Genomic DNA, 17,896 nt, shown 5'->3' on the forward strand with positions numbered 1-17,896 from the left:
CTTTTACCTCCTCAAGCCCAGGTCACGCATAAGGTGTCTGAGATTCGACTGAACAACTGGGACTTCCTGCAGCGCGAGCAAACCGGCGCCTACCAGGAACCCAAGTGCACCGAGAATTACAGTAATCCACCCCGCTGCCGAACTCCCAGTCTCGGGGGCTGGGTCCGGCTCCGGCGTTGGCGCCGGGGTACTCGGGGTCGGTGTCGGCGTGGACGTGGGTGCCTCTGTCGATGGTGTCGGCGCAGCGGTCTGGCGCGGCTCACGCACGTACGCCGACACCTTCACGGTGCGCTGCGAGCCGTCCTGGTAGGTCACCACAACCGGCACCTCAACCTTCGACTTCGACTTCACCGACGCGTCCGGCAGCACCTGCAACCTGCCCGAATACTTATCGACGTGCACCTGCCACCCCTTGGCGGCGAAGCTGGCGTCGATACCGAAGGTGGTCTCAGGCGGGACGCGCTGGCCCTGCGGCGTGGAAGCCAAGTCGCCGGCGTTGACGTAGATGTCGCTCCAGCGCGGGCGCTCTTCGTCGGCGATAGCCTTCTTGCGCAGCTCGGCGTCGATAAACTCCTCGGAGCCATCGGGGTACTTCACACGCACGCGCACGTTGTACTTGGCGCCGCCCGGCGCGTCTTTCGGTAGCACGGCGGTGATGCGGCCCGTCTTCGTATCGACGCTCACATCCAACCCAGCGTTCTCCTCAATCGAGAACGTGGTGTTTTCCGGCACCGGGGTCAACATCTCGTAGGACGTGCGGGTGCCGCCGGTCAGCGTTTCCGGCGCGTACCTCGGCGTAAATGCCTCCGCGTCCGGTTTGCTGTGCTTCACCCCGACGTGGAATGGCACATCGGTGGAACTGCCGTCCGGGTAGGACACCGTCACCACCGCGTCCAGCGGCCGGGCACCATTTTCCGGCGCACGCACAACCAGGTTGCCGGTGTCACGATTCACGGACACCTTCCACCCATTGAGGTTCTTGTTGCCCTCGGCGTCCTCGAAGAACACGAAGTCGGTGCCCTCCGGCACGTTGCGAACATCCGTCCTATGCAGGACGATCGGCGTCCCCGGCAGCACCTCGCGGCCAGTTTCATAGGCGTGGTTGTAGCTGCCCGCGATCTGGCGCGGCAGGATGTTGAAGTAGACGGGGACGTGCTGGGTGGAGCCGTCGCTAAAGCTGGCCTTTACCATCACTTGCACGACGTCACCGGCCTTCAGGTCGTCGCCTGTGGCCTTGAACGTGACCATGCCTGGCTGCTCGCCGTCCTCGGCGGTGCCCTCCCGCTCAACGACGCTCGCGTCAGTTTCGCCCTCGATCGAGTAGGAGACCTGTGCCTCTTCCGGGATCGGCTGGTTGAAGAACACCTCGGCGCCCTGCGTCAGGGTCGCCAGCGGCGCGTGGCTGCGGGTCTCTTCGCCCAGGCGGACGAACACGTCCGGGTACTGCAGCTTGTACTCTTCGGCGTACGGGGTTGGGTCGAGCACGTTGACTTTAATTACACGCTGCTCGCCGGTGGAGAGCCGTACCCAGTACCTGCGCTCACCCTTCGATCCGCCCTCGGAGCGCGGCGGCTTCAAGAACACCTCGCCGTCCCTACCGATGGAGACCCAATCCGGCACCCCACCGGCTTTCAGCTCATCCTTCGTCGAGACGATCTCCATGCCGCTCGCGATTTCATCCGGGCTCATCACGTTCGTCTCAAGCGTCGTCCCCGCCTTCACGTTGATCGGCGTCCAATCCTCCGAGAAATCAGACTCGACGTGAAGCGTCGCCAGCTCTTCGTACAGCGGGTCCCACACCTTGAAGGAGAACTTGTGATTCCACTTGTCACTACTGCCGACAACACGCACGTTGCCATCCGGCGTCAGCGACACCTGGTAGCCCTCCGCACCCAGGAACTTGGTATTCGGGTCCAACTTCGCCGACGGCACGAACTCGTACACCTCGCCAGGCTTTACGCTCTTCGAGGTAATCGCGAACTTCGGCTTCTCATGAGGAGTGCTGTCCGGTGAGAAGGGGTTCGTCCCCAAGCTCACTTCGTCCTCGTTGCTCACGCCATCGCCGTCGAAGTCCGCGGCTGGGATGGAGAACACACGCTCGTCCTCGCCAACAAACCCGATCAAGAAATCCTTCGCATCAGACGAGCTATCCGGGTAGTCCACTTCCACGCGCGCATGCGTGATGAAGGTGTTCATGAACCACTTCGACACCCGCTCAAACTCCGGCTTCGAGTTCCCAAACTCCTGCTCGTAGGCCTCCGCGAACGCCTCCAGGCCTTTGGCCTTCACAACGAAACGGTTGCCGTCGGAGGCGTCGACAAGCGCGTGGTCCAGCGCCGGCGACTTCCTGCCGTTCTGCTCGCCCTTATACCGAATCGAGCGCACCTTCACCTCAGCATTGCCGAACGGCGTCCCGCTTCGGAACTCCTGGCCTGGCTTCAGCCGCACCAGCAGCTCGCCCGGGTACGGGTCGTACTGCTCAGCCATGTATGGCTTCCGCGTCGTCGTAGTCGGCTTCACACTTGTCGACGTCGGCTTCGCCTCAGTACTCGTCTGCTGCGCGCTGCTCGGCTTCGGCTTCGGCTGCGGCTGCGAGGTGATGCTCGACGGCGACGGCTTTGGCTGCGGTTTTGCGCTCGTCGTAGTTGAAGTAGGCGTCGGCGTTGTCGTCTCCGGAAGCTTCGGCAACGGATTCTTCGCGACACCCCTATCCCTGGCGTCGAACGGGTTCGCCCCCTTCCTGGCCTCCTCGCCATTCGACACACCATCGCCATCAAAATCCCCATCCGGATCGTTGGCGAGGCGGCCGTCGAGACCCAAGAGACGCAGCGGCAACACCGCGCGCTCCTGCACCGAGCCATCCGTGAACTTAATGTCGAAGTCCAGTTCGTTGATCTTCGACTGGTCATCCAAAAACTTCTGAGGATTCCACTTATAAATGGAGTCCTTCCCCGACAGCACCTCTCTGTCATAAACCCCGGCGATTACCCCAGTCTCCGGGGCCCACACGCTCACCTGGTAGCGACGCGGAGCATCAGCGCCGCTGGTGGGCGAAGGCCTCCACGCCACTCCTGAAAAATCAATCTTTTTATAAAGCTTCTCCACCCTGGATATCGTCGCCAGGTCTCCCGACTCCAGCTCACTGCGGCCCAGCTTCCCGGGCCTGACCTCCAACAGCTTGTATTTGATTGGATTCGTCTCGGCCAGCGCCGGGCCCTGCGCCTGCGCATTTGCCTGCACCTGCAGCTCTGTTGGCCCTGCAACCTGCACCAACGGCGTCACGATCAACGCCGCCGCCGCAACAACCACACCCCTCCGCAACCGGGTCCGCACACGCGAACCCGCCCGGCGAGCCTCACCTGCTGCCCGGCCGCGATTATTCGCCACAACGAATCCTTTCTGCAGCAAAAGCCAATGACACTCCCAGGGTAGTCCCCATTATTCGTTTTGCCTAAACCTCCGCAACTTTCTAAATGTTTTCTCATGTGGCGGGTGTGGTTTGTGGAGCTTGCCATCTCATGCGCTTCGTTGGACGTGCACCAAATTCCCCCTTCACCCCCGCGCGACCAGGGAAAACGTCGTCGCCTCCTTCCGAAAACAAGGAATCTGGTGCACACCCCGCCCAGCCTGACACCAAATTCCCTTCTAGCCCCCGCACGACCAGGGAAAACGTCGTCGCCCCCTTCCGAAAACAAGGAATCTGGTGCAGACCTTGGAACCAAACGAGGGTTGAAGCAGTCTAAAAAGCTATGCGATACACACCAACGAACCAGTCAGACGTGCTCCAGCGAATCCTCACTTTTGCGAGGCCGCGCCCTCAACACATCGCGAGTGGGTACTCCGCGCTCGCCCTGTATCAACTGCCCTACCTTGTAGACACAGCGCCGCTCACATTCATCGGCCCCACCCGAAAAACGCTCGCCCCGACCACGGCGGTTCCTGGCGTCACCCGCCGTGGCGCCGAACGCATCCTGGTAACAGAAGTACGCTACCCGGGGCAATTAATTCTCGCAGCGTCGCCAGTTCATGCCACTGTCCAGGCGTTACAGATACTGAGGAAGGGAACATACCAGCCGCCAGCGGTAGTGCCTGATGGCTTTGACCCACTGTTAGTGCGAGCAGTACAGCTGGTCGACTGCGTACGCAGGCACCTGCAGGTTTCACCAGATGCGTTGCTTGAGGCAGCTTGGGGCAGGGTTGATCGCCCGTGGTTGTTGAAGGTGCTTAATCTGTCCAGCAGGTTCGCGGACTCGCCACGCGAGACGGAGCTGCGTCTGCTGCTTCGGACTGTGACGAAGGAGCGTCGACTGAAACTAAGTGAGCAAGTCCCGGTATATAGGGGCCGCCGCCTCGTAACGACGTTCGACTTCGCCATCGAACCGCTCAAAATCGGGATCATGTATGACGGCCAGCACCATTGGGAGTATGACCAGCGTCAGAAGGATGCCCGGATCAACCTGGATCTGGCACTGGAGGGCTGGACCGTGGTCAGGTTCGCCGCCGCCACGTTTAGTGAGGTGGTTCCGCGGATGGTAGAACTCCTCGACAGGCCTTGATAGATAGGCGTGCACCAAATTCCCCCGCAGCCTTCCAGCCACCTGGGGAAACGTCAACGGCGCCTCCAAAAACCAGGAATTTGGTGTCACACGATCCAGCACAAGCACCAAATTCCCCCGCAGCCTTCCAGCCACCTGGGGAAATGCAAAACCCGCGCCCCAAAAGCAGGAATTTGGTGCGCGGCTTGGGCTCTACGCGTCCCGCGCCTCAGTCAACAGCACGCCGATCACCCACAACGCCACGGCCCACACGGCGAAGATGCCGAGGGAGGCGCCGAGCTCCCAGTGTTGGGTGGGTTGGTTCATCATGAAGGCGATGAGGTTGTTGAAGGGGAGGAACTTGGCAACGTCTTGGCCGTATTTAGGGATGAACCCGACGATGGTCTCCAGGAGGAGCATCATGGACAGGCCGATGACGATGGCGGCGGACGTGTTGCGGACGATCCAGCCGACGCCCTGGGTGAACAGGGTGAGCAGCGCCATGCCGAGGGGTACTGCCCACAGGGCGCGCTGGGTGGCGCTATTTGTGGTCCAGCCTGCGGGGACGGCGGTGGTGAGGTCGGCGAGGATGAACGCCACGACCACGGCTAGCAGCGTCGCAACCACAACGCCGACGACGCCCACTACGACTTTGGCCAGGGCGACTCGCCAGCGCTGCGGTGTGAGGCGGAAGTTGGTGGCGGGGATGCCGAATCGGTATTCGGTGGTGACGGTCATGGCGGCTTGCACGATGACGACGATCCCGATGGTCATGGAGACGGTCGAGACGACGGTCAGGGGTGTGTAGGGCATGCCGGAGGTGTTGGCCAGCCAGCCGAAGAGTGCGCCGTAGATGCCGGCGACGATGATCATGGCGGCGCTGGTCCACCAGAAGGAGCGGGTGCTGCGGAGTTTGGTCCACTCGGAAAGTATGAGGTTCATGGTTACTTGCCCTCCTGGACTGTGCGGGATGCGAACTGTTCGGTGCCTTCGGTGGATTGGATGTAGGCGTCCTCGAGGGAGGCGTGGTGTTCGCTGAGTTCGGTGAGGATGACGCCGGCTTCGAAGGCGATGCGCCCGATGGTTTCGGGGGTGGCGTCGTTAATGGTGAGGTTGGGTCGGCCGTCGGCGTCGGTGCCTGGGCTGATGCTGGCGCCCGGCGCGCCTGCCTCCACGGCCACCTGCAAACGAGAAAGCCCAACATCAGCGGCACGCACCACAACGCGGGAGCCGGAGTGGGCCTTGATGAAGTCGTGGACGGAGGTGTCGGCGACGAGTTTGCCCTTGCCAATCACGATGAGGTGGTCGGCGGTCTGTGCCATCTCGGCGAGGAGGTGGGAGGACACCAGGATGGTGCGGCCTTCCTGGGCGAGCGCGCGCAGCAGGGAGCGGACCCAGCGGATGCCTTCGGGGTCGAGGCCGTTGACGGGTTCGTCGAGGATGAGGTATTCGGGGTCGCCGAGCAGGGCCGCGGCGATGCCGAGGCGCTGCCCCATGCCGAGGGAGAACCCGCCGACCTTCTTGCCCGCCACGTCGGTCAGCCCGACGAGGGAGAGGACTTCGTCGACGCGGGAGGCGGGGATGCCGGATGCTTGCGCCTGCCACAGGAGCGTCGCGCGGGCGGAGCGGTTGGGGTGTACACCTTTGGCGTCGAGGAGCGCGCCGACTTTTTGGGCGGGGCGCTTGAGGTTGCGGTAGCTGGTGCCGTCGATAAGACAGCTGCCTGACGTGGGCTTATCCAGGCCGACGATCATACGCATGGTGGTGGATTTGCCTGCGCCGTTGGGGCCGAGGAACCCGGTAACGATGCCGGGTTTGACGCGGAAGCTCACGTCGTCGACGGCGCGGACGGGGCCGTAGACCTTTGACAGGTTTTGGACTTCAATCATGCGAAACAGTATGCCTGAGAATGTCTGGCAGCGCGGCACGCAGCCCCGGGTGTAGGGCGAGTTCTTCGAGTTTTTTCAGGGGAACCCAACGCAGCTCAACGCTTTCTTCGTTGGCGGTGGTCTCGAGTGGCTCGCCGGAGCGCACGCGCGCGAGCACGGTGGTGTAGGTCCAGCCACTGGGTGCGGGGCCGGAGGTGACGAGCTCCTTATCGACGTCCACTTCGCCCCCATCGATGCCGCATTCTTCTGCTGTTTCCCTGAGCGCTGCTTGGGAGGCCGTTTCGTGTGAGTCGCGGGCGCCGCCGGGGATGCCCCACGTGTCGCCTTGGGCGGTCCAAGGGGCGCGGTGTTGCATGAGCACGACGGGCTCGCCGCCGTGCGTGGCCTGCAGGAAGAGCCCCGCGGCGCCGTGTTTGCCCCACATTTTCTGTCCGTTGGGTCCTTCGACCCATCCGTTGCCGTCTCCTTGCATGTGTTCCACTGTAGGTCGTTTCCTAGAAATAGGTCGGGCGCGGTGGTTATGGTTGAGGAATGACTGTCACGACGCCACCTCCCAGCGACGCCTGGTTGGATGATCTTGCGCTGCATCCGCAGCAGCGCGCGTCGAGTGGGCCGATTCGCGCGGCGCGGCGCCTGGCGGACTTCGTGATCACCACGCCGGGCAAGATGCTGGCGATGATGCTGGTGCTCACGGTGGCCGTGGGCGCGATTGGGTTCGCGCAGAGCCAGTCGATGAGTAAGCGCCAGCACGCGCTCGACGTCTTGGTGCAGACCACGGAGCCGATGAACCACTCCGCGCACGTGCTGCTCACGTCGCTGTCGCAGGCGGACACGGTGGCCACGACGGGCTTCGTGCAGGCAGGGTTGATGACGCCGGATGAGGTGAAGGCGTACTTGGCGTCGATAGATCAGGCGGTGATCGCGGCGAGCGACATCTACGAGGGTGCCTCGGAGCTGACGCGGCCGGAGGACCAGGAGCGAATCCAGAACCTGGTGCGCTCCATCCAACGCGACCTGCCGCTGTACGTGGCGTTCATGGAGCGCGCGAAGGTGAACCAGCGCCTGGGCAACCCGGTGGGCGTGTCCTATATGTCGGAGGCGTCCGGCATGATGCGTGAGCGGATGATTACCTCGGCGAACACGCTGTTTGCGCTGACGCAGCGCCAGGTGGCGGTGGAGATGGTGCGCCTCAACGCGCCGCAGTGGGTGCCGCTTTCGGGTCTGGTGGCGGCGCTGTTGCTGCTGGCGGGGGCGCAGTGGTGGCTGTGGCGCACGTTCCGCCGCCGTTGGAATAAGGGCTTCGTGGCGGCGACGGCGGCGATGGTGGTGGCGCTGGCGTGGGTTGCGGGCTCGAACTTCATTTCGTGGCGCTCGGGCGTCATCGGGTTTGAGCAGGCCGCGGCGCCGCTGCGCCAGCTTACCGACGCCCGCCTCCGCGCCCAGGAGACCCGCACCGACGAGACGATGGCGCTGCTTCGCCGACAGTCCGTTGCGGAGTCGGCGGAGTCCTTCGAGTCCACGTACCAGGGGGTGAGCGCGGCGTTGGATACGGCGTCGGATGCGCCGGAGGTGGCGTCGGCAAGAAGGGCGCTGGAGCAGTGGTCGCAGGCGCATGGCGAACTCGTCTCGACGCTCGATGCCGGCCGGTTTGAGCGTGCCGTCGACGTGCTGATGGTCGATAGTGCGGACCACCCGAGCGCGTCCACCGCGTACACGGAGCTGGACGCGAACATGGTGACGTTGATTGAGTCGGCGCGCGCCGAGATGCGCAACTACATCCACACCTCCCTGGACGCAACAAGGCTGGTGTCGACGGTGGTCGCACTGCTGTCGCTGCTGGCGGTCATCAGCATGTGGTTCGGTGTGCAGCGGCGATTCAGGGAGTACGTATGATGCGCAGGGCTGGCTCGTTGTTGGTGGCGCTCGCGGTGGCAGCGGGCGCAGTGGGGTGTGCGCCGCAGTCCTCGCTGGAAGAGCTGCCGACGGGGGCGGCGTCCACGGCGCACGAGGCAATCCCGTTGCCGCCCGGCGCGCTGCTGGACGGGGCGGGCAAGCAGCCGTCGATGGAGTTTGTGCCGCACGGCCTGGACTGGGAGGGCTCGCTGCGCCCGCGCTCATCCTCCCCGGATGATGACCCTGCCCTGGAGCAGATCCGGGAGCGCGGCCGGCTCATCGTGGGCGTGGAGCAGTCCCAGTACCTGCTGTCCTACCGCGATATGGTGCGCGGGCAGCTTCGCGGATTCGAGGTGGAGCTGGCCCGGGAGATCGCCCGCGACCTTTTCGACGACCCCGAGGCGGTGGACTTCCGCTTCGTGGACTCGGCCTCACGTGCGGAGCTGCTCCGGGAGGGGCGCGTGGACATTGTGATTAGGACGATGTCCATTACCCCGGAGCGCGCCTCCAAGGTGGCGTTCTCCACCCCTTACCTGAAGTCCCAGGTCAGGGTGCTGGCCCCGATTGATCGCGGTATCGCGAGCATGGACGACCTGCCAGAGCGCACCGTGTGCGTCGTCGACCGCACGACGCTGCTCAACATCGTGCGCACCCTCGCTCCGCACTCCCCGGTGCTGCGCACCCGCTCCTGGTCCGACTGCCTCATGGCCACCCAGCAGTTCCAGGCCGACGCCATCATCGCCGACGACGCCATCCTCGCCGGCATGCTCGCCCAGGACCCGCACACCGACATCCTGCCCGACGCGCTGGCCACCCAGTACTACGCCGTCGGCATCCCGCTCGGCAACGATTCGGTGGTGCGACAGGTCAACGCGACCATCGAGCGCATCCGCACCGACGGCACCTGGCACCGCATGTTCCAGGAGTGGCTGTCGGATTCCACCACAGACCCCTACCCCCCACCGCTGATGTACCGGGAGGAACCCAATGAGCACGAATGACCCAGGCACCGAGGCCGTCGCCTTCGACCCCTTCGCCGACGACGACGATGACGACGACCTCTTCGAGTACGACGACTCCATGTCCGCCCTCCTCGAGGACCTCGAGGCGCTGCGTCAGGAGAAGCGGCAGGAGGATACCTCGCAACGCTCGCGGCGCCGCGCCCTCGACCGCTTCCGCGAGCTGCGCGGCACCAAACGCGAAACCCGCACCGTCGCCGACGGCATGGTCGAACTGCCCTGGGTCCACCCCATCAACCCCACCGACGCGCTGCGCGACCCATCCACCTTTGAAGGCGTCCCCGCCCCGGCGCTGAAGCCCGGCGACCTGGTCGCCGAACAGTACGAGGTGCTCGGCACCATCGCACACGGCGGCATGGGCTGGATCTATTTAGCCACCGACCACTTCGTCTCCGGGCGAAACGTCGTGCTCAAGGGGCTGCACTCGGCCCGCAACAAGGACGAGGAGGCCGCCGCCGTCGCCGAGCGCGAGTTCCTCGCCGACATCACCCACCCCGGCATCGTAAAGATTTTCAACTTCATCGACGACCCGCGCGTGCCCGGCGGGTTCATCGTCATGGAATACGTTGGTGGGCCGTCGATAAGCAGGTGCGACGTTGACATCGCGATCGCCTACATCCTCGAAGTGCTGCCCGCGCTGGACTACCTGCACTCGCGCGGCGTCGTGTACAACGACCTGAAGCCCGACAACATCATCGTCACCGAAGACCAGGTCAAACTCATCGACCTCGGCGCGGTCTCGGGCATCGGCTCCTACGGCTTCATCTACGGCACCAAAGGCTACCAAGCGCCCGAAGTAGCTATCGACGGCCCCTCCGTCCAATCCGACATCTACACCATCGGCCGCACCCTCGCCGCCCTCATCATCGACCTCCCACACGACGCCGACATCCCCACCCCCACCACCGAACCCCTCTTCCGCCGCTACATCTCCCTCTACCGACTCATCGCCCGCTGCTGCGCCCCCAACCGTGACGACCGCTTCGACTCCGTCACCCAACTCGAAGCCCAACTGCTCGGCGTCCTGCGCGAAGTGCTCGCCATCCGCGACGGCCGCACCTTCCCTGCCCAACACTCACTTTTCTCCCCGCAGCGCCGCACGTTCGGCACCAAGCACGTCGTCTTCCGCACCGACCAACTCATCGACGGCATCACCCGCACCGTCACCATCACGCCCCAGGAAGTCAACATCGCCCTGCCCGTCCCACTTGTCGACGCCACCGACCCCGGCGCCGCCACCTTGCAGAGCACCACCTACTCCGAACCCTCCGAAACGCTTGCCGCCCTGCGCCAAGCGCTTGCCGAGGACCGCCACCCCGACTCCATCGAAATCCCCTTCGCCGTCGCCCGCACCCTCCTCGACCTCGGCTTCACCACCCAAGCACGGTCCTGGCTCGACTCACTTGACGAGCGGCTGCGGAAGAACTGGCGATACCACTGGTACACCGGCATCACCAACCTGCTGACCAGCAAATTCACCGACGCTCAAGTCGCCTTCTCCCGCGTCCTCGAAATCCTGCCCGGCGAATCCGCCTCCAAACTCGCCCTTGCCGCAGTCGCCGAGCTCCTCCTCCAATCCGCCGACCTCCACGACACCGCGTTGCTGGAACCCCGCGTGGCCCGCGGCGCCGCCGGCATGGACCGCCACCTCGACGAACTCCCCAACACCGTCTTCGAACACCTCCTTCACCGGGGGCTGCTCGACCCCGACTGGTCCATGGTCACCACCAACCCCGCCATGCTTCGCTTCCACGCCATCCGCCTCTACGCCCTCGTCTGGAGCACCAACCCCACCACCGTCTCCTCCGCCTTCGGCCTCGCCCGCCAACTCATGCACGAAAACCAACCGGAGCTTGCCGCCGCAGCGCTCGACCGCGTCCCCGTCGCTTCCCGACACAACCGTCTCGCCCAACTCACCTCCATCCTCAGCCTGGTCACCGACCCCACCGAGGATCGCATCCGCGAGGCCGCCCTTCGCCTCCAACGCATCCCCAACACCGAACCCCGCTACCTCCAAATCAAAGTCTTCATCCTCCGCGCCGCCCTCACCTACACCCTTGACGGCCACCAGCCCGACCCCTCCCCCATCCTCGACACGAAGTTCACCGCGCACGAACTCCAAAACGAACTCGCCAGGACCCTGCGCGCCCTGGCCAGAGTGGCGCCCTACCTCCAACACCGCTTCGACCTCGTCGACATGGCCAACAAGATCCGCCCCGTGACGTGGTTCTAGGGTTTCCGGGCTTTCGGGGGCTGCGCGCACCACATTCCAGGGTTTCGGCGGGTGCGTTTTGCGTTTGCCCAGGTCGCCGGTTTCTCGGGAGGGAATTTGGTGCGCTCGCTCGGGGTGCCTGCACCAAATTCCAGGATTTCGGCGGGTGGGTTTTACATTTCCCCTGGTCGCCGGTTTCCCCGGGAGGGAATTTGGTGTCTCCGCCTGAGGCGCCAGTGCCAAAGGGCGCATTCTATTTTGCCTCGCCCTTTCACTACCAGCACGTTTGAATGTACGGTCCAATTCGGGTTGCGTCTTTTGGCACTGCCCCCTAGCTAGGCGCACCACATTCCGGGATTTCGGCAGGCGGGTCTTGCGTTTCCCCCGGTCATTGGTTTCTCGGGAGGGAATCTGGTGCGCACCCCACCCTGCCCGACACCAAATTCCTGGATTTCCCCTCCCACAAAGACATTCCCCCAGGTCACAATCTGGACCTGGGGGAATTTGGTGCAAACCCAATCAGCGAGCTTAGAAGCCGCCTAGGCCAACGGCTGCGGCCACAATGCCGAGCAGCGCCAGCAGGCCGACGACGATGCCGGCGATGGCACCGCCGGACAGGCCACCTGTTTCCCCACCCTTGCCTGGGTTCTGCTGCTGCGCAGTCGAAGGCGCTGGGTGGGCGGTTGGGCGAGTGGTCGGCTTGGCAGGGCGCGCGGGAGCCGGGGCGTCGTAGGTCCCACTTGGCGCGGCGTTCAGTGAGGTCACTGGTGCTTGGCCGGCGCGGGTCGGAATGACGGCGTTGGCCTGGGTTGCCAGTGGCTTGGTTGGGCGTGGCCCGGCGCCGCCTTCCGCCTTGCCCACGGTCTGCTCTGCCCGCTTGAGCAGGTCGGACTTCTTCTTGCGAAGTTCCCGTATGAGCTTCGCGGTGTCTTCGCCGTTGTAGTTGAGGGCGGAGAACTCGATGGTTTCGTCGGCGACGATGTCGTTGTCCTGGTTAAACACCCGGAAGGTGATCGGCATGGTGGAGCCGGTGTAGCCGGCGGTGTTGGTGATTGGGACGCTGATGGGCAGTTTGGACTCGTCGCTGAGGGCGCCTTCGATGGTGTATTCCTGCTCGTATCGGCCGCCGGGGTAGGTGGCCTGGAGGCGGAACTTGTGGATGTCAATGCCCAGGTTGGACAGCTCCAAGGCGATCTTGGAGTCAGTGCGGTTGGCGATAATGATGTTGCCAGCGCCTTCCTCGTTGCGCACGCGCAGGCCGGCCTTGCCGTTGTTGAATTCGGCGGAGTAGACCTCGAGTTCGCGGACGGTTGGTTCGTCGTCGGCGTGTTCGTGGTCGTCGTGGCCGGGGGTGCCGGTGGTGCCGTTGGCGCGGCCGATTTGGCCGCCGATGAAGGCGAGGTTTGGCCAGTCGGGGTCGATGTCGTAGTCGCCGGTGTAGCACTGGACGGTCTGGCATGCCTTCGGCAGCTTGCCCGTCGGACGAGAGCGCTCGTTGGAGTAGCGGAAGTCAGTGAACTGGTAGAGGTAGTTCATGACTGAGAGGTAGCCGGGCACGTAGTCAGAGATTGGGCGGCTGGTGTCGGCGAGTGGCCCGGAGTGGGTCAGGCCGAGGTTGTGGCCGAACTCGTGCAGGATGGTGTTGCGCAGCTGGTCCTGCGAGGTCATCATGCGGTTCTTTGCGACGTAGAAAGCGCCGTCCCCGATCAGTGCGTTGCCTGAGGAGAAGTTGGTACGGGTTTGTTGGTCGCCGATGACGCCGACGCGGAACACGGTCTGGCGTCCGTTGAGGAGGCGGTCGCGGTCCTCGAGCATCTTGATACCGGGGACTTTGCCTTCGAAGTAGTACGGGGTGAAGTCTTCGGTCGGGCCGCCTTGTGGGTGCTCGAGGCGCATTGGGTTGTAGTAGTCGCCGGCGTCGATGTGCAGGTTGATGTTCTGCTGTGCGAAGGCGTCAACGAGGTCGTTGAGGGTTTGGCGCGATGGGCGGTACACGTTGGTGTTGGCTTCGGAGCAGTCGAGGAACTTGCGGAAGTCTTCCTCGGTTGGCGCGTATTTGCGCTGCTCGGAGCACTTCTTGGTTTCCCATTCGGACTTCATCCAGTTGAGCTGGAGGAAGAGGTCGACCTTCTTGGGGTCGGCGCCCCACTTCTGGAGCGGGAAGACGTTGCCGTTTTCGTCGGTGAAGCCGTTTTCTTCCCATTCGTCGGGGAAGCCGTCGCCGTCGGTGTCGATGGTGCCTTGGGCGACGTCGAGGGTCATGGCGGTGGTGGCGCGCAGCGTGCCGTCGGCGGGTACGTCTTGTTCCCAGACGCCGGCGACGAAGTGGGCGTCGTCACCTGTGCCTCCGTTGATGGCGTCGTGGCGCTGTTCGCCTTTGCCCTTGCTGGTGGCGCCCATGAAGTCGACGTTGATTTTGTAGGCGTTGCTGACGTCGACGTGGTAGCCGTCGCCGCGGGGGACGCCGGTGACTTGGAAGTCGCGGTCGATGATGCCGCTGGCCATCTCGACGCGCATGTTAGCGGCCTGGCCGGTGGTGTTGCGCAGGTCAACGGTGACTTGGATGGAGTCGTCGCCGACGACGAAGGTGCGGGTCATCTCGACGCCCGAGTTGGGGTCGGTGTGGCGCAGCACGACGCGGTCGGTGTTCCCGACGGGCTTCGCTTCGACGACTTCGGTGGCGTTGCCGACGTAGCTCATGGGCGAGCCGTTGACGGCGCCGTCGATGTAGAAGGCGTTCTGCAGCAGGCGCGTGGTGCTTTCTGGGTGGTTGAAGTACATCCAGGACACGCGCGCTTTGTTCACGTCGACGCGGAAGTTGCCGCTGTCGGAGTCGCGGTTGACGCCGATGGCGAAGCTGCCTGGGGTAATGGCCGCATCCGCGTGTGGGGCCACGACGATGCCTGCGGCGACGCTGACGCCTGCGAGTATCGCCGCGATGCGTTGTTTGCTAGTTTTGCCGGTCACTGTCGTTGTCCTCTCAGCGCTGCTGGTTGATTGGGAATGCTAGGAATGTGCGGAAGAAGTCGCGGTGTTCGTACAGGGAGTAGCCCAGCCCGCCCAGGAAGGCGAGGAGGCCGAGCACGAAGCCCGCGATCTTCGCGCCTGGCGGAATCTCACTGCTTGTCGACGACCCCTTCTCCACCTCCTGCGGCCCCTTCACCACCTGCACTCGGAGGAGCTTGGTGGCCTGGGAGCCGTCCGCGAAGCTGACCACGACTGGGACTGGCACGATTCCAGGTGCCGTGCCAGCAGGTGGCGTGATGGTGAGTGCGCCGGTGGCGGCGTCAATGCCGATCTTCCAGTCGGCGAGCGCCTTCGGTAGCTGGCCGAGGGCAAACGCCTCCTTGGCGGCCCCGGCCGGCTTCGGCACCACATAGGTGGTCGCCTTGCCCGGGTAGGCCTTGATGGTGTCGTTGAACTCCGGGGTTGCCTCGGCCAGGGACGGTTTGCCGTCGCTGGTCAGCACGGAGATGCGTGCGTTCGCGATGGTCGTGGAACCGTCCGGGAAGTTGATGCGCACCGGGACTTCGCGTACGCCGGGGACCGCGTTCGGGCGGGCGCCGACGGTGAGGGCGCCGGTGGTGGCGTCGATACGGGTGTCGAGGCCGCCGACTGGGTTGAGCAGCGAGTAGTGCGCACCCTTCAGCGTCGGGGTGAGCGTGACGGTTTCGCCTGCGCGGACCTGGGTTGGGTCGTACGCGTTGGAGACTGCCCCGCCCATCGCCTTGACGGCGGTGGCTTGCGCCTCGACGAGCTTCTGGGAGCCGTCCTCGAAGGTGACCACGATCGGGATCATGGTGCGGTCCCCGACGTGCGCCGATGCGGGGGCGGCGACGGTGAGTGCGCCGGTGGTCGCGTCGACGGCGGCCTTCCAGCCCTCCGCGGCGAAGTCGGCGGAGATGGCGTAGGTGGCTCCCTTCGGTGCGACCTTCGGCTCATGGGTTACGGCGTTGGCGCCGATGGCCACGCCGATCGGGGTCCAGGACGGTTGCTCGCGGTGGGCCTGCGAGTCGCGGGCGACGTTGAGCTGCACTACCTTCGAGCCACCGTCGGGGAAGTTGATGCGCACGCCGAGGTCGTAGCCCTGGCCGGGCTTGGCGTCCTTCGGCAGGGTGACCTTGATCTGGCCGGTCTTTTCGTCAACGTCCACGCGCAGGCCAGCCACGCCGCCGAGCGCAGCCGCGCCTTCCGGTTCGAATTTCACGCCGGTCGGGATGTCGCCCTTCGGGGTGATGGTGACGGTGCCGTCGTCGCCGACGACGGCGTCCTCAAAGTCCAGGTTGGAGGTGTAGGCCTGCGGCTTCGCGTCCCGTACGCCGATCACGGCCACGACCGTCTTGTGGGAACCGTCCGAGTAGCGCGCAACGACTTCCACGTTCAGCGGTTTCGCGTCCTGCGCTGGGGCGGTGGCGGTGATGGTGCCGGTGGTGGCGTCAATAAACAGGTCCCAGCCCTGCAGCTTGGAGGCCTTCGTCAGGATGGCGAACTCGGGGTCGGAGGCAGGGTCGAAAGGTTCGGTGAGGTTGACCTTGATGGTTTCGCCTTCGAAGGCCTCGCGGCGCTCGTACTCAAACTTCTGTGTTTGCGCGAACTGCGGCGCCAGCACCTGGAAGTGCGCGACGATCTCCTTCGTGCTGCCGTCAGGGTAGGTGACGGTGACGGGCACATCGATGGGCTTTCCAACCTCAGCATCCAGGTCCGCCGAAAGGGTGATCTGGCCCGTGTGGTGGTTCAGCTTCGCGCCTTCGAACTGCGTGCTAAACGACGCCTCCTTCGGCAACGGCTGGCGCTCAAAGACCATGCCGTTGTAGCCCAGCCGGGCGTACGGCGCAGGCGAGGTGGCGGTGCCGCCAGCGCGGACGTAGGTGTCCGCGTAGGAGGACTCGTAACGTACGGAGTCCTTGACGGCTGCGGTGACCTCGACGGTGATGGTGTCCTGTTCGCCCTTCTCGGTGCGAACCTTCATGGTGTAGGTGCCCGGCTTCGCGTCACGCGACGGGGCGGCGTACACGGCGCCGTTGGCGAAGACGGTGAACCAATCCGGGTTCCCGGGCTCCGCGAGCACGCGCACTCCCTGGGTGGAACGGGCGGGGGTTGCGCCGGTTTCCTCTCCGGCGCGGACCTTGATGGGGTTCCACGCGAACTGGTCCGGGGCGACAGGGCCCTCAGGGTCCGATGGATCCGTGGGCTCGGTCGGGTCAGATGGCTCGGCTGGGTCCGACGGATCTGCGGGCTCGGACGGCTCACTTGGCTCAGACGGCTCACTTGGCTCAGACGGCTCCGGTGCGTTCTCGTCCACCGTCAGCTCGAAGGAATCACGCTTGTGCGTGCCGTCCTCCGTGACCTTGTCCACGACGACCTCGGAGGTGCCCTCCTTCGTCGGCGTGCCGACGATCGCGTGCTGCTCACCGTCGTACTTCAGACCCTCCGGCAGGCCCTCGACCTCGACGGAGGAGGCATCCTCGACGTCGAGCGGGATGTGCACGTCGGTGCCCGGGCGCACTGGCGGGACCTCGGAAGGAGCGATGTCGGCGTCCTCCGGCTCGCCGAGCTCAGCCGAGTCGGCGACCGTGATAGTGAACGTTTCCTCGAGCGGGTCGCCTGCGCCAGTGACGCGCGCAGTCACGTTGAACGTGCCGGTCTCAGTTGGACGGCCGTTGATAAAGAGGTAGGAGCCGGAGCCAAGGCGGGTCTGGGCGGAGGTGCTCAGGCCCGCGGGCAGGCCCTCAAGCTCGATGACGGCGTCAGCCGGGATGTTCCACGCCATCACGCGGCGCGGCTGGATCAGGCGACCCTCCCAGTACTTCTGGTCCTTGACCGGCTCGATGGTTGGGCCATCCGCAAGGGTGACGTTGGCTTCGACGTCCTTGGTGGAGTCGTCAGCAAAGGTGATGGTCACCGGCACCTTGAACGTGGTGGTTTCGATGCCTTCGCCGGCGGTGGCGTTGAGCGTGCCGTCATCAGAAAACGTGAGGTGCCAGCCGGTGGGTGTCGAAAAGCCTTCCTTAAGCTCCCACTTCACGGGGGTGCCGATCTTGTTCCAGACGGCAGTCCAGAAGTTGCGCTTCAGCTGTGGCTTCGACGATTCAGTCTTGCCAGGCGCGACAACAAGGTCAGGGAAAGTGACGTCCGTACGGCTCGCCTCGGTGCGTGGCGTTTTCCATGACGTGGACTCGGCAGTGGGCTCCTGCGCCGTAGCTGTGCCTGCCACCGCCGGAACACCGCTGATTACTAACGATGCCCCAAGTGCGCATGCCGCAACCGACACCCCACCTCGCCGCTTCGCCCCGTTGCGACCGCTCACGTTGCCCATCATCGTTCCTTCTTAAAACTTTCCGTAAATTG

The 17,896-nt window shown here is 64.5% G+C and carries 10 protein-coding genes; 4 read left to right on the top strand and 6 right to left on the bottom strand.

Going from position 1 to position 17,896, the window contains the following annotated elements; genetic code table 11:
* Positions 1-3: 3 nt before the first annotated feature.
* A complete protein-coding gene (locus tag KBP54_RS09680) occupies positions 4-3,387 on the bottom strand; it encodes a Rib/alpha-like domain-containing protein (protein WP_256005568.1) in 3,384 nt (1,127 codons plus the stop codon).
* 362 nt (positions 3,388-3,749) lie between these two features.
* Here KBP54_RS09680 and KBP54_RS09685 point away from each other — a divergent pair, with 362 nt between their 5' ends.
* Positions 3,750-4,556: an endonuclease domain-containing protein gene (locus KBP54_RS09685; RefSeq protein ID WP_256005570.1), complete on the top strand. Its 807-nt coding sequence runs from the start codon at positions 3,750-3,752 to the stop codon at positions 4,554-4,556.
* Positions 4,557-4,748: 192 nt separating this feature from the next.
* Here KBP54_RS09685 and KBP54_RS09690 read toward each other — a convergent pair whose 3' ends face one another.
* From KBP54_RS09690 to KBP54_RS09700, 3 genes are read right to left on the bottom strand one after another with little or no spacing between them, the layout of a single operon-like run.
* The gene (locus KBP54_RS09690) at positions 4,749-5,477 is read right to left on the bottom strand and encodes an ABC transporter permease (RefSeq protein ID WP_070361845.1); all 729 of its coding nucleotides are present in this window, start codon (positions 5,475-5,477) and stop codon (positions 4,749-4,751) included.
* Between the two features lie 2 nt (positions 5,478-5,479).
* Positions 5,480-6,424, bottom strand: coding sequence for an ABC transporter ATP-binding protein (locus KBP54_RS09695; RefSeq protein ID WP_256005572.1), 945 nt, complete (start codon positions 6,422-6,424; stop codon positions 5,480-5,482).
* Complete coding sequence (locus tag KBP54_RS09700) at positions 6,417-6,896, bottom strand: NUDIX domain-containing protein (protein ID WP_256005573.1); 480 nt, start codon at positions 6,894-6,896, stop codon at positions 6,417-6,419. Before KBP54_RS09700 ends, KBP54_RS09695 begins: the two co-directional genes overlap by 8 nt.
* A gap of 59 nt (positions 6,897-6,955) precedes the next feature.
* Here KBP54_RS09700 and KBP54_RS09705 point away from each other — a divergent pair, with 59 nt between their 5' ends.
* Genes KBP54_RS09705 through KBP54_RS09715 form a run of 3 tightly spaced genes read left to right on the top strand, consistent with a single transcriptional unit; the run spans position 6,956 to position 11,569 of the window.
* The gene (locus KBP54_RS09705; protein WP_256000843.1) at positions 6,956-8,317 is read left to right on the top strand and encodes a hypothetical protein; all 1,362 of its coding nucleotides are present in this window, start codon (positions 6,956-6,958) and stop codon (positions 8,315-8,317) included.
* Positions 8,314-9,318: a glutamate ABC transporter substrate-binding protein gene (locus tag KBP54_RS09710; RefSeq protein ID WP_256005575.1), complete on the top strand. Its 1,005-nt coding sequence runs from the start codon at positions 8,314-8,316 to the stop codon at positions 9,316-9,318. Before KBP54_RS09705 ends, KBP54_RS09710 begins: the two co-directional genes overlap by 4 nt.
* The gene (locus KBP54_RS09715; protein WP_256005577.1) at positions 9,305-11,569 is read left to right on the top strand and encodes a serine/threonine protein kinase; all 2,265 of its coding nucleotides are present in this window, start codon (positions 9,305-9,307) and stop codon (positions 11,567-11,569) included. The genes KBP54_RS09710 and KBP54_RS09715 overlap by 14 nt, the downstream gene beginning before the upstream one ends.
* 507 nt (positions 11,570-12,076) lie before the next feature.
* On the opposite strand, the gene KBP54_RS09720 is transcribed toward KBP54_RS09715, so the two are convergent.
* Entirely contained in the window at positions 12,077-14,515 is a 2,439-nt protein-coding gene (locus tag KBP54_RS09720) for a hypothetical protein (protein ID WP_256005579.1), read from the bottom strand.
* A gap of 13 nt (positions 14,516-14,528) precedes the next feature.
* Entirely contained in the window at positions 14,529-17,867 is a 3,339-nt protein-coding gene (locus tag KBP54_RS09725) for a YPDG domain-containing protein (RefSeq protein ID WP_256005581.1), read from the bottom strand.
* Positions 17,868-17,896: the final 29 nt, after the last annotated feature.

The organism is Corynebacterium pseudogenitalium, from assembly GCF_024453815.1.
Classification (GTDB): domain Bacteria; phylum Actinomycetota; class Actinomycetes; order Mycobacteriales; family Mycobacteriaceae; genus Corynebacterium; species Corynebacterium pseudogenitalium.

Bases quoted from the DNA above. Each gene is read 5' to 3' on its own strand.
- KBP54_RS09685 (WP_256005570.1), top strand. From the start codon at position 3,750: ATGCGATACACACCAACGAACCAGTCAGACGTGCTCCAGCGAATCCTC.
- KBP54_RS09690 (WP_070361845.1), bottom strand. From the start codon at position 5,477: ATGAACCTCATACTTTCCGAGTGGACCAAACTCCGCAGCACCCGCTCC.
- KBP54_RS09695 (WP_256005572.1), bottom strand. From the start codon at position 6,424: ATGATTGAAGTCCAAAACCTGTCAAAGGTCTACGGCCCCGTCCGCGCC.
- KBP54_RS09700 (WP_256005573.1), bottom strand. From the start codon at position 6,896: ATGCAAGGAGACGGCAACGGATGGGTCGAAGGACCCAACGGACAGAAA.
- KBP54_RS09705 (WP_256000843.1), top strand. From the start codon at position 6,956: ATGACTGTCACGACGCCACCTCCCAGCGACGCCTGGTTGGATGATCTT.
- KBP54_RS09710 (WP_256005575.1), top strand. From the start codon at position 8,314: ATGATGCGCAGGGCTGGCTCGTTGTTGGTGGCGCTCGCGGTGGCAGCG.
- KBP54_RS09715 (WP_256005577.1), top strand. From the start codon at position 9,305: ATGAGCACGAATGACCCAGGCACCGAGGCCGTCGCCTTCGACCCCTTC.
- KBP54_RS09725 (WP_256005581.1), bottom strand. From the start codon at position 17,867: ATGATGGGCAACGTGAGCGGTCGCAACGGGGCGAAGCGGCGAGGTGGG.